This is a genomic window from Nitratireductor sp. GISD-1A_MAKvit, assembly GCF_040819555.1.
GTDB lineage: Bacteria > Pseudomonadota > Alphaproteobacteria > Rhizobiales > Rhizobiaceae > Nitratireductor.
On the sequence record NZ_CP161920.1, the window covers coordinates 2,555,462 to 2,567,941 of the forward strand.

9 protein-coding genes, 1 tRNA gene and 3 pseudogenes are annotated in these 12,480 nt (G+C 60.4%); 5 read left to right on the forward strand and 8 right to left on the reverse strand.

What is annotated here, in order from left to right:
* Positions 1-274: 274 nt before the first annotated feature.
* The 3 genes from AB2N04_RS13455 to AB2N04_RS13465 all read left to right on the forward strand — a co-directional run bounded on the left by AB2N04_RS13455 (position 275) and on the right by AB2N04_RS13465 (position 1,665).
* Entirely contained in the window at positions 275-580 is a 306-nt protein-coding gene (locus tag AB2N04_RS13455; RefSeq protein WP_367714946.1) for a hypothetical protein, read from the forward strand.
* A gap of 13 nt (positions 581-593) precedes the next feature.
* Positions 594-1,397 (forward strand): arylmalonate decarboxylase, encoded by an 804-nt coding sequence (locus tag AB2N04_RS13460; protein ID WP_367714947.1) that lies wholly within the window; start codon positions 594-596, stop codon positions 1,395-1,397.
* 124 nt (positions 1,398-1,521) lie between these two features.
* The gene (locus AB2N04_RS13465; RefSeq protein WP_367714948.1) at positions 1,522-1,665 is read left to right on the forward strand and encodes a hypothetical protein; all 144 of its coding nucleotides are present in this window, start codon (positions 1,522-1,524) and stop codon (positions 1,663-1,665) included.
* 393 nt (positions 1,666-2,058) lie between these two features.
* On the opposite strand, the gene AB2N04_RS13470 is transcribed toward AB2N04_RS13465, so the two are convergent.
* Positions 2,059-2,143, reverse strand: a tRNA-Leu gene (locus tag AB2N04_RS13470).
* Positions 2,144-2,327: 184 nt separating this feature from the next.
* Between AB2N04_RS13470 and lipB the strand changes: the two genes are divergently transcribed.
* Positions 2,328-3,083 (forward strand): lipoyl(octanoyl) transferase LipB, encoded by a 756-nt coding sequence (gene lipB / locus AB2N04_RS13475; protein WP_367714949.1) that lies wholly within the window; start codon positions 2,328-2,330, stop codon positions 3,081-3,083.
* Between the two features lie 106 nt (positions 3,084-3,189).
* Positions 3,190-4,948 (forward strand): annotated as a pseudogene (gene ggt / locus AB2N04_RS13480) (gamma-glutamyltransferase).
* 410 nt (positions 4,949-5,358) lie between these two features.
* Here the strand turns inward: ggt and AB2N04_RS13485 are convergent.
* From AB2N04_RS13485 to AB2N04_RS13515, 7 genes and pseudogenes are all read right to left on the reverse strand, one after another.
* A complete protein-coding gene (locus AB2N04_RS13485) occupies positions 5,359-6,045 on the reverse strand; it encodes an ABC transporter ATP-binding protein (protein WP_367714950.1) in 687 nt (228 codons plus the stop codon).
* A pseudogene (locus AB2N04_RS13490) lies at positions 6,045-7,359 on the reverse strand (lipoprotein-releasing ABC transporter permease subunit). Before AB2N04_RS13490 ends, AB2N04_RS13485 begins: the two are co-directional and overlap by 1 nt.
* A gap of 47 nt (positions 7,360-7,406) precedes the next feature.
* A pseudogene (proS, locus tag AB2N04_RS13495) lies at positions 7,407-8,739 on the reverse strand (proline--tRNA ligase).
* A 463-nt stretch (positions 8,740-9,202) separates the two neighbouring features.
* Complete coding sequence (locus AB2N04_RS13500; RefSeq protein WP_367714951.1) at positions 9,203-9,472, reverse strand: DUF1467 family protein; 270 nt, start codon at positions 9,470-9,472, stop codon at positions 9,203-9,205.
* 8 nt (positions 9,473-9,480) lie between these two features.
* On the reverse strand, positions 9,481-9,885 hold the full coding sequence (mce, locus tag AB2N04_RS13505) for a methylmalonyl-CoA epimerase (protein ID WP_367714952.1): 405 nt from the start codon (positions 9,883-9,885) through the stop codon (positions 9,481-9,483).
* A 51-nt stretch (positions 9,886-9,936) separates the two neighbouring features.
* A complete protein-coding gene (locus tag AB2N04_RS13510) occupies positions 9,937-11,640 on the reverse strand; it encodes a ribonuclease J (RefSeq protein ID WP_367714953.1) in 1,704 nt (567 codons plus the stop codon).
* Positions 11,641-11,653: 13 nt separating this feature from the next.
* Positions 11,654-12,478 carry a biotin--[acetyl-CoA-carboxylase] ligase gene (locus AB2N04_RS13515; protein ID WP_367714954.1) on the reverse strand — a complete coding sequence of 275 codons (825 nt, stop codon included), beginning with the start codon at positions 12,476-12,478 and terminating at the stop codon, positions 11,654-11,656.
* Between the last annotated feature and the right edge of the window lie 2 nt (positions 12,479-12,480).

The following is a 12,480-nucleotide window of genomic DNA, read 5'->3' on the forward strand; positions in this document are numbered from 1 at the left end:
ATTTCACAGGCACCTGAATTAGCAGGGCGGGCGCAGAGACTTCATTTGTCGCCGCGCATTATGTGAAATACCATACATGGCTAATGACATAGCGCGCTATATTACGTTTCGCAACAGTGAGTGAAAATTATTTCAACATTCAAATTCGTTGATGACGGACGCATAGCCACCTGCAAGCGACCGGCCAAGAGACATTTCATTCGGCGAAATGACCTGCTATCGATAGACGGCGAACAGCCCCTCCTCCTGCCATGACGTTTTGAAGGGACAAGGAATGAACGACCGCTACGACGCCTACGCTGCTGCCACCATCGTGACTTTCGGCGCCATCGTGATCGGCGGCCTGATGGCAGCCGCATTATCATTCGGCGAGCGGGATGCCTTCTTCTTCGCACTCGGTGCCGGCACTGCGGCCTGGGGCGCGGGCTATGCCATGTTCCTCGACAGGGGCCCGCCTCTTTCTGGGACTGACGGCGCTGGCTGTTGTCATGTCCGTCGTAGCCGCAGCCCTTCTTGGCTTTTGACCGCCAAACCAGATTCAAGCCAAGGCTGCCAGAGCCCTGCCGTGAAACCACACTGAAGGCCCGATGTGAATGGCGCACCCACTGAACGAACCTCCTCTCCAGATGTCGGGCTTCGAAGACAGGCAGAGAGACGTTCGCCTGCCGGTGCGCTTTGATGCGGGGCGAAACGCGCGTGCAAAGCTCGGCTTTGTCCTGATTCCCAACGACCAGCTGGTGGAAGAGGACATGGTGCGCATCGCACCGCCGGGCGTGGGTGTCTATTTTTCGCGGGCACGCATGCCCCACGACATTTCCACCGGTTCGCTTGCCCAGCTCACGCAGAGCCTCGCCGAGACAGCTTCACGCATCCTGCCCGATGACGGGCTCGACGTGGTTTGTCTGGCCTGTACATCGGGATCCGTCGCGGTCGGAGAAGAACGCGTTCGCGAAGAACTCAACAAAGGAGTTCCGGACGCACAGGCGACCTCGCTTATGGGCTGCGTCATCAAGGCGCTTGAGACCCTGAAGGTGCGGCGCCTGGCGGTGGCAACACCATACGCCGCCGAACTGACGAACACCGTTGTCGGGCATCTGCACCATTCGGGATTTGAGATCACGTCCTATGCCGGACTGGGACTGGACTTTGATCGCGAAATGGTGCGGGTGGCACCGGACTATCTTGTCGAATTTGCGTCCGATCTCGACCTTGCGGGAGCCGATGCGCTTCTCCTGAGCTGCAGCGCTCTGCGCTCGCTCGAAATCGTCGAGGAACTGGAACAGAGAATCGGAAAACCGGTTGTCGTCAGCAATCAGGCGATGATCTGGAACTGTCTCAGACTCGCCGGCGTCAATGACGCAATTGACGGGTATGGAAAGCTGCTGCGCGACTACTGACACGCCGCCGGCGGCTGCCCCCCCCCTCCTGCCATGAAAACGGCGTCTTACCGCCAGGTACGATTCGTGATGCCGCAATATCCGACAAGCAGGTTAGGCTACCGTGAACCAGGCGCGGTGTGAGATGATGATTCTGATTTCGGAGATGCTCGAACTGCTCGTTTTGGCGGTTTCTTTTCTGGTTCTGTCCACCGCTGTCGTGGAGCTCGTGGCCAGAATGGTGAGCTGCACCTGCATTGGAGAATTCCAGCAACCCCGCGGAACGTGAAAGCGCAACCACAAGACAAACAAAAAATCTTCCCCGATCCATATCGGAGAAGATTTCCAGCCGTTCATCCAGTGAACGGGTATTGTGCGCCCCCACCAATTTCCCCAACGGCCAGGACATCTCCTGTTAGCACGCAGGGAAGCACTCGCAATTAACATGGATCAAGTATGGCTGAATTTGCAGTGCATTCGGCTGGTCGCAGAAGCGATCACTGAAAGTACGGCGTCCTGCACTCCAGGCGAGACCATTCAGGGCAATCATCGGGAAGACGCGTTGCTCCACAGCCGCTCGAGGCTAGCGATGGGAGCACGGGCAGCCGTCGCAACCACCCACGCCCCGAAAGGCTGCGAGATCGACAGCGCGCAAGGTGAACAATCATTCTGCAAGAGAGCTTGGTGCGGTCGAGAAGACTCGAACTTCCACGGGTTGCCCCACAGCGACCTCAACGCTGCGCGTCTACCAATTCCGCCACGACCGCACGCAGCTGGAGGCCGGTTCACACCGGCACCGGGCATGTAGCAAATCGGATTTCGAGAAACAAGCGCCCTTCGTCAAAAAGACAAAAAAATCTGCCAACAACATCACCGTCCCCACAGGCTGGACCAGAAGCCCGTTTGTCTCCATATGTGACGGGCAGTTTCAGTACCTGATGGGATGATACGATGAGCGAACGCGGCCAGATCGACACGGCATTCCTGCCGCGAGAGGCGGGATCTTCCGTCGAATGGCGAATCGAACCGGGTTTGACCGACTACGAAACGGCCGTCGCCTTCATGGAAGAGCGCGTAGGGTTGATTCGCGAAGGAAAGGCCAGCGAACTGGTCTGGCTCGTGGAGCACCCTCCCCTCTATACGGCCGGCACCAGCGCCAACAGCGCCGATCTGCTCGAGGCGGGCCGTTTTCCGGTCTACAAAACCGGTCGCGGCGGCGAATACACCTATCACGGTCCGGGCCAGCGGGTCGCCTATGTGATGCTTGATCTGAAAACCCGTCGCGAAGATGTGCGCGCTTTCATCGCCGCCCTGGAAGCATGGATCATAGCGACACTCGACCGTTTCAACGTGAAAGGAGAGCGGCGAGAAGACAGGGTCGGCGTTTGGGTGACACGTCCGGAAAAACCGCCCCTGCCGGGTGGTCTGCCAGCTGAGGACAAGATTGCCGCCATCGGCATTCGTCTGCGTCGCTGGGTGAGTTTTCACGGCATCTCGATCAATGTCGAACCGGATCTGGCCCATTTCGGAGGCATCGTTCCCTGCGGTATAAGTGGTTACGGTGTCACCAGCCTGGTCGATCTTGGACTGCCGGTGACGATGGAGGATCTCGACCTGGCGCTCAAGGCGGCGTTTTCAGACGTGTTCGGCCCTGCCGAAAACCGCCAGGAAGAGGAACTCGTGAACAGGCCGCGAGGAACGGCCTGATCCGGGCGGACACGCGAAGCAGGACCGCAGCCGCTCTAAGTAAGGCTTGCGAGCGTTTCGGTGATCCGGTTGCGGATGCACGGCGCTCTTTCGGAGGAGCGTCACCATGCGATTATCAAATGTCTTTGGGGCGATTGCCCTTGTTTCCATGACCCTGGCCCATGGAGCGAACGCCCAGCAGGCGACGGACGCCCATGCGCCCGAAATCGCCAGCGGACTGACGGACAAGGAAACGGTCCACGCAAAGGACCAGATGGTGGTTGCGGCCAATCCCCTCGCAGCACAGGCCGGCCTCGACGTGTTGCGCAAGGGTGGCAGCGCGGCCGATGCGCTTGTGGCCGTGCAGACGGTGTTGGGTCTCGTGGAGCCTCAATCGTCGGGCATCGGCGGAGGAGCGTTTCTCGTCTGGTACGATGCGGCAAGCGGTAAGGTAACGACATTCGACGGGCGTGAGACGGCACCTCAAGCGGCAACGCCCGACCTGTTTCTGAACGAACAAGGCGAGCCGCTCGCATTCTTCGATGCGGTGATCGGTGGGCGCTCGGTCGGGACCCCTGGTGTGGTGAAGCTGCTGCACACTGTCCACGAACGATCCGGAAAACTTCCGTGGAACACGCTTCTCCAACCGGCAATCCGCCTTGCCGAAGGCGGCTTTACCGTTTCGCCGCGTCTTCACGCCATGATCAAGGGTGACAGAGGGCGGCTCGACACCCAGCCGGCAAGCCGAGCCTATTTTTATGACAGGAACGGCGCTGCGCTTGGGATCGGTGAAAACCTCAAAAATCCGGATTATGCGGCCACGCTGAAACGCATCGCCGAATATGGAGCAGCCGGATTTTACAATGGCCCGGTCGCGCAGAAGATCGTTGCGGCGGTTACGGCGCATACTGCCAATCCCGGCCTCCTGACGCTGGACGACCTTGCCCAATATGAAGTGAAGGAGCGCGAAGCCGTGTGCGCGCCCTATCGTGGGCTCGACGTCTGCGGGATGGGACCCCCCTCCTCCGGCGCGCTGACCGTGGGACAGATCCTGGGCATGGTCTCGCACTTCGATCTGGCGGGGCTCGGACCCGACGACCCGGAAAGCTGGCGCATCATCGCAGATGCAACGCGCCTGGCCTTTGCCGACCGTGGTCGCTACATGGCCGACAGCGATTTCGTCAAAATCCCGGAAGGGCCTGCTAGACCAGAACTATCTCAAGACACGCGCGGCGCTGATCCGGCGTGCGACCGCACTTGGTGCCGACGATGTGAAGGCTGGCGATCCGCCATGGGACAAGGCCGAACTGCGCATCGACGCCAAGAGTTTCGAGCAGCCCTCCACGTCCCATTTCGTCATTGTTGATCGGGAAGGCAATATCGCATCAATGACTTCATCGGTGGAAAACGCCTTCGGTTCGCGCCAGATGGCTGCAGGCTTCATTCTCAACAACCAGCTTACCGACTTTTCCTTTTCGCCCGAAACAAATGGCGAGGCGGTGGCAAACAGGGTTGAGCCCGGCAAGCGTCCCCGCTCCTCCATGTCGCCAACGATCGTTTTAAAAGACGGCAAGCCGCTCCACGCACTGGGATCTCCGGGAGGCAGCAACATCATTCCCTATGTGACAAACACGATCATCGCGTTGACCGATTGGGGGATGAACATGCAACAGGCCATCGACCTGCCGCATCTGACAAATCGCTTCGGCACCTACACGCTGGAAGCCGGCACAGAAGCGCAGACCATGCAGAACGAACTGGAAGCACTCGGCTTCAGAACGTCCATCGGCGATCTCAACTCCGGGCTGCATGGCATCACTCTCACCCCGACGGGACTTGAAGGCGGAGCTGACCCACGCCGCGAAGGCGTGGCACTCGGAGACTGACAACACACCGGGACAAAAAAGCACGCCGGATCTGCCTGGCAGGCTTTTTGCTGGAGCGATCAGCACACCGGACCGAGAGGCGGATCCTGCCGCCTCTTGTTTCTTGAACGCTGCCGGACTTCGCCCCGGCACCGGAAAGCTCAAATCGCGCCGATCACCACGGCCGCCATCATGATGAAGGAACTAACGGCAACGAGTGAGACAACATCCTGGACAAGTTCGGTCATTTATCCCTCCTGATCACTTTATAACCCCTTTATGTTCCATTTTTGTTCTTCCGTCAAGCAAGGCGAATTGCCTCTCTGCCGGTCAGGTTTCTCAGGGTTTATTTCAGGTTAATCGCCAAAGTCTCACGCGGCTTCGGGCCTCGCCCTCAAACCGCGCCGGTTTGTTCCACACCGATGGACCAATCATCCCTTCCAGGGGATGACCTTGCCGGCGTCAAGAGTAACCACGCGGTCCATCCGGGCGGCGAGTTCGTGATTGTGGGTGGCAATGAGGGCGGCAAGACCGGACTGACGAACCAAAGCTTCCAGCGCGTCGAATACATAGCCCGCCGTTTTCGGATCCAGATTGCCGGTTGGCTCATCCGCCAGCAATATGCGCGGGGCGTTGGCAACAGCACGCGCGATGGCCACCCGTTGCTGCTCGCCGCCCGAAAGCTCGGCCGGCCGATGGCTCGCACGGTGACCGACGCGCAGATAGTCGAGCAGCTGCCCCGCCCGTTCCTTCGCCTCGACCGGGGCCATTCCGGTGATCATTTGCGGAATCATGATGTTCTCCTCGGCGGAGAACTCGGGCAGCAGGTGATGAAACTGGTAGACAAAGCCGATCTCGTTGCGCCGGATCGCGGTGCGCGCATCATCGGAAAGACGACCGCATGCCTGGCCGGCTATGATGACTTCGCCAGCATCCGGTGCCTCCAGAAGCCCCGCGAGATGAAGCAGGGTCGACTTGCCGGCACCCGAGGGAGCAACCAGCGCCACCATTTCCCCCGAATTCAGAGAAAACGCGGCCTGCCTGAGGATGGTAAGCCTGCCCTCTCCTTCCCGATAGCTGCGCTCGATGCCCTTGAGTTCGAGAATTGGGTCAGCCATCAGTCATACCTCAACGCATCGACCGGATCGAGCCGGGAGGCCCCGCCAGGCCGGAAAGAGCGTTGCCACAAAGGACAGAACCAGTGCCATGATGATGACGGCCACCGTTTCTCCTGCTTCCATCTTGGCCGGCAACTGGCTCAGGAAATAGAGTTCGGGATCAAAGATCGTGGTGCCCGACAGCCAGGAGAAAAACTGGCGGATGGACTCCACGTTCCAGCAGATGATGACACCGAGAAAGACCCCTGCGAGCGTGCCCGCCACGCCAATCGCCGCGCCCGTCATCAGGAAGATGCGCATGATGGCACCGCTCGTCGCCCCCATGGTGCGCAGAATGGCGATGTCGTGCCCCTTGTCCTTCACCAGCATGACGAGGCCGGAAATGATGTTGAGTGCGGCCACGAGCACGATCATGGTCAGGATCATGAACATGACGTTTCGCTCCACCTCCAGCGCCGAAAAGAAAGTGCTGTTGCGCTGGCGCCAGTCGGAGAGAAGGACGGGGCGCTGCGCGGCGTCCTCGACTGCGGCGCGCATGGACTCCACAGCGTCGGGATCGTCGACGAAAAGTTCGATCGACTGCACCAGTCCTTCGGCATTGAAGTAGAGCTGTGCCTCCGGCAGCGGCATGTAGATGATCGAGGCGTCATATTCCGACATGCCCACCTCGAACGTGGCCGCAATCGGATAGGTCTTGACCCTCGGCGTGGTGCCGAAGGGGGTGACATCGCCTTCCGGCGCGACCAGCGTGACCGAATCGCCCACCGAAAGCCCCAGCGTCTCGGCCATCCGTGACCCCATGGCCAGACCTTCACCAGCAGCAAACCCCACCAGTGAACCGGACTTGATATTGTTCGAAACCAGTTCGAGCCGCGAGATGTCTTCGGCGCGCACACCGCGCACGACAGCTCCCGAACCGGCACCGCCACGCCCCGAAACAAGGACCTGCCCCTGCACCATCGGCATGGCTATCTGAACACCATCGACCCCCTCGATGCGCTTTGCGACCGCATCGTAATCGCTCAAGGGCATATCGACGGGCTGCACGATGAGATGGCCGTTAACGCCCAGAATGCGCGTCAGCAGTTCGGCGCGGAAGCCGTTCATCACCGCCATCACCACAATCAGTGTGGCCACCCCCAGCATGATGCCGATAAAGGAAATGGAAGCGATGACGGAGATCACCGTTTCCTTGCGGCGTGAACGCAGATAGCGCCAGGCGATCAGCCGCTCGAAACGGGAGAAAGGCCCGGCTCCCAGGGGTTTTTCCAGGGATCCCCGATCGGTTTCTCCGCTGTGGGCGGCTTCACTCATGGTGCGACCTCAAAGGCTTTTGCGCAACGGTAGATGGCGGCAGCGCCTCATGCTGCGCTCTGGCTGAGGCGGTTGATCGCGGCATCCACGGACAGTGTCTCGCGTTGCCCGGTGGCGCGGTGCTTGATCTCGATCTCGCCATTGGCGACACCGCGTGGGCCCACGACCACCTGCCAGGGAAGGCCGATCAAATCCGCAGTGGCGAACTTCCCGCCGGCGCGCTGGTCCGTGTCGTCATAGAGCACGTCTCTGCCCGCGGCCTGCAGCTTGCCATAAAGCTCCTCGCAGATGCGGTCGCAGGCTTCGTCACCCACCTTCATGTTGATCAGGCCGACATCGAACGGAGCAACGCTTTCGGGCCAGATGATGCCGTTGTCATCGTGGCTCGCCTCAATGATGGCCGCCAGAAGGCGGCTCGGACCAATGCCGTAGGATCCCATCGACACATGATGCTCCTTGCCATCCGGACCGGTGACGGTTGCATTCATGGGCTGGGAATACTTGGTTCCGAAGTGGAAAATATGGCCGACTTCGATGCCGCGCGCAGAAACCTTCTCGTCTTCGGGAATGGCGCCCCAGGCAGCCTCGTCATGCATCTCGTCGGTTGCAGCATAAGGTGTCGTCCAGGTGGTGACGATGTCGGCGATCTCCGCATCATTGCCGAAGTCGACATCCGCGCCCGGCACCTGAAGCTCAAGAAACTCCTTGCGGCAGAACACTTCGCTCTCGCCGGTGGAAGCAAGAATGATGAACTCGTGGCTCAGATCGCCGCCAATCGGGGCCTGTGTCCGCGCGCATCGGGATGGCCTGCAAACCCATGCGCGAGAATGTGCGCAGATAGGCAACGAACATGCGGTTGTAGGCCGCCTTCGCACCCTCGAAATCGAGATCGAAGGAATAGGCGTCCTTCATCAGGAATTCGCGCGAGCGCATCACGCCGAAGCGCGGGCGCACCTCGTCGCGAAACTTCCACTGGATGTGATAGAGATTGAGCGGCAGATCCTTGTAGGATTTGACGTAGGAGCGGAAGATATCCGTCACCATCTCTTCATTGGTCGGTCCATAGAGCATCTTGCGCTCGTGCCGGTCGGTGATGCGCAGCATCTCCTTGCCGTAGTCATCATAGCGCCCGCTCTCCATCCACAGATCCGCCGACTGGATGGTCGGCATCAGGATTTCCTGGGCCCCTGCCCGGTTCTGCTCTTCGCGGATGATCCGATTGACCTTGTCGAGAACGCGCTTGCCCAGGGGCAGCCAGGAGAAGCTTCCCGCTCCCTGCTGACGGATCATGCCGGCACGCAGCATCAGTCTGTGTGAGACGATTTCGGCCTCACGCGGGGTTTCTTTCAAGATCGGCAGGAAGTAGCGCGACAGTCGCATAGACGCATCCATTCAGGAGGCTCCGGGGAGCCTGTTCGGAATCAAAGTGAGTAAGGGCTCAGGGTCGCTGTCTTAACGATTTCATAATCAATTGAAAAGCCGTCGCCACATCCGCTCACGCCTTGCGATTGACCGTTTCCGGCCGACAGCAGCCGGAATCATAACAATAAATTTCAAACGAAATTTTCCTCGTGACAATTCGTCTCAACTTGATCTATGGTGCGCTCCCATAACAAGAGGGTGAAGTTTCAATTCATCCTCATTACGCGGTCAAAGTCTTGGGAGGATGCGGTCCAGGCGCGGTTACTCGCAGCCGCCGACGATGATACGGCAAAGGATCGGACGCGTTGAGTTAGCAAGGCCTTTTGGCCTTGCATTTTTTTTGCAGCAACCCTGCCAGTTCCCGATATGAATATATGTGTAAAGCGCCGTCCCGGCAGGTGCGCGTGAACCTGCGACGGCTTCAGTCGAAGTCTGGCACGACCCTTGGAATATCGTCGAAAGAGTAGCCCAGCCCCCGCGTGACGAGCACCAGAAGCCCGCAGATCACCACCGCGATGATGGTGGTGCGGATCAGGGCACGCAGCATGTGCGGACCGCGTGGTGCGCTTTCCGTCGTTCCGAGTGTCACCTCACCATCTTCCTCCTGCGTGCGCAGGCCAAACGGCAGTGCGATGAAGAGCACCGTCCACCAGACGATGAAGAAAACGGCGAAAAGAGAAACCCAGCCCATCTGAAACCTCAGACCTGTTCGAGTTCGACAAGAGTGCCGGCAAAATCTTTCGGATGCAGGAAGAGAACCGGCTTCCCATGGGCGCCGGTTTTGGGCTCTCCATCACCGAGCACGCGGGCGCCATCCGCTTTGAGCCTGTCCCGGGCGGCAAGGATGTCCGGCACCTCGTAGCAGATGTGGTGCATGCCGCCTTCGGGATTCTTGGCAAGAAAGCCCGCGATGGGCGAACCTTCTCCCAGTGGTTCAAGCAGTTCGACCTTGGTGTTGTCCAGTTCCACGAACACCACCGTGACGCCGTGCTCGGGCAAAGCCTGCGGTGCTGAGACCTTCGCACCAAGCGTCTCGCGGTAAAGGGCGGATGCCTTCTCAAGATCAGGCACGGCAATTGCCACGTGGTTGAGCTTTCCCAGCATCGGCCCGGTTCTCCTGCAAAGCGGCGGGACACAAGACGCCCCGCCCCCTGATTATTGCGTGACGAAGACCGTCACAATGGGCTTTTTGCCCCATGCGGCATTTGCCGCATTGCGCACGGCGCGGCGGACCGATTCCGACACCAGATCGAGATCCTTGCGGCGGTTGCGCGGGATGCTGCGCAGAGCACCGGATGCCGCGTCCAGCATGATGTCCTCGAGAAGCTCTCCCCGCGCATCACGCTCGGCCACACCGATGGCGACAATATCGGGGTCGCCGTCGAGATTGAAACGATCATCAAGCACGACATTGAGCACGACATGGCCGGCATAGGACAGCTTGCGGCGGTCGCGGATGCCCATCTCCTCGTCGTCGCCCAGAAGCCGGCCGTCCTTGAAGAAACGCCCATGCTGGACCTCGCCGATGATTTCGGCCGGTCCGGGAGCAAGGCGCAGCATGTCGCCATTGCGCACCTGCGAGACCTCGGGAATGCCTTCCATCGCGCCGAGCGAGCCTTGGGCAACAAGATGTGCCGCTTCGCCATGTACCGGCACGAGGATCTGCGGACGCACCCAGGAATACATGCGCTTCAATTCGCTGCGACGCGGGTGACCGGAGACATGGACCAGCGCATCATCATCCTCGATGATGTCGATGCCCATCTCGATCAGGCGATTCTTGGTCTCCAGAACCGCTTTCTCGTTGCCGGGGATGAGGCGCGAGGAATAGACCACCGTATCGCCTGCCGTGAGCGCGACATTGCGCATCTCGTCGCGGGCGAGCTTGGCGAGTGCGGCGCGGCTCTCGCCCTGGCTTCCGGTACACAGCACCACGACCTTGTCACGCGGAACGTGCTGGAACTCGTCCTCGTCCAGATATTCGGGAAGGCCCTCGAGATAGCCGAGTTCGGTGGCCACATCGATGACGCGCTTCATGGACCGACCGAGCACGAGAAGCTGGCGCCCGGCGTCACGCGCGGCCTCCGCGATAGAACGGATGCGGCCGACATTCGAGGAGAAGGTCGTGACGACGACACGGCCTGATGCCGCCTCGATCACTTCCTTCAGCCCCTCGCCAACGGCCTGTTCGGTGGGCGATTCGCCTTCACGCATGGCATTGGTGGAATCGCAGACAAGCGCGAGAACACCTTCATCGCCGATCGCGCGGAAGCGCGCCTCGTCGGTCTTGGGGCCGATGGCGGGAGCCGGATCGATCTTCCAGTCGCCCGTGTGCACCACCGTGCCGAGTGGCGTGGTGATGGCGAGCGAAACCGGTTCGGGAATGGAGTGCGCGACGGCAATGGCCTCGATGCGGAAGGGACCGATCTCGAAGGTTTCGCCGGCCCTGAAAATCTTCACCGGCACATCGGGTGCACCGGATTCGGATTGGCGCTTGGCGTCCAGCAGCCCGGCGGCAAAAGGTGTCATCCAGACATCGGCCTTGAGCAGCGGCCAGAGATCGAGCACCGCGCCGTAGTGGTCTTCATGCGCATGGGTGATCACGACGCCGCGCAGGCGGTCGACTTCGCCACGGATGAAGCTGATGTCAGGCAAAACCAGGTCGACGCCCGGAAGCTCCGGCCCGGGAAAGGTGACGCCGCAATCAACCACGATCCATTCACGTTTTCCGGCGGGGCCGAATCCGTACAGGCCAAAATTCATGCCGATTTCGCCGACACCGCCAAGCGGGCAGAAAACCAGCTCGGCGTTCTTGAGGTCGCCGCTCTTGGCCGGCTTTTTTGTGCTGGAACGCGCCATGGGTCCCTTTCTCTTAATCTGCCTGCGCAGAGGCGACCGCACCGAAATGCACGTCGCCTGCTGCAATTCTCAACAATGAACCGTCCGCTTCGCGGATGACGAAGCGACAGGCCTCGTCGATGGTTTCGAATGTGCCGCGCGCCACACGCCCGTCGACACGGATGGAGACCTGCGTACCGAGGCCTGCTGCTCGTTTCAGCCAGCGGCTGCGAATGGCATCAAGCCCGCGCCCGTCATTCCAAAGGCGACTGTTATCGACCCAGGCGTCCGAAAGCGCAAGGAACAGATCGCCCGCATCACCGCTGTACCCCAGCGCTCTCAGCGAGGTCGCCGGATAGGGGGTGTTGTCGGGATGGGAGACAACATTGACGCCTATACCCACCGCAATGGCGAAGCGGCCATCGGGAAGAATAGCCGATTCCAGCAGGATGCCGGACAGTTTCGCTCCATCGGCCAATACGTCATTGGGCCATTTGAGAGCAAAGCGCCCGCCCGCCATGTCGCCTCCATCGGCGGCGACCGCGATGCGCCTTTCTGGCACGACCGCCAGAAGTGCATCGGACAGGGCGAGCCCTGCAACAAAACCGAGCGTGGCCGCTGTGGCCGGCTCGAAATGACCGACATTCAGGAGCGTGGCGGCAAGGTTGCCGGGTGGTGTTGCCCATTCCCGTCCGCGCCTTCCGCGCCCGCTCTCCTGTCTGGAGGCAACAACCCACAGATTGCCCGGGACGCCGGCGCGCGCATGATCGAGCGCCAGCGCATTGGTGGACCCGACGCTCTCATGGGCTTCCAGCCGATAACCGGCTGCCTCTGCCGACGGCGCCAGACGGAAGGCCATGA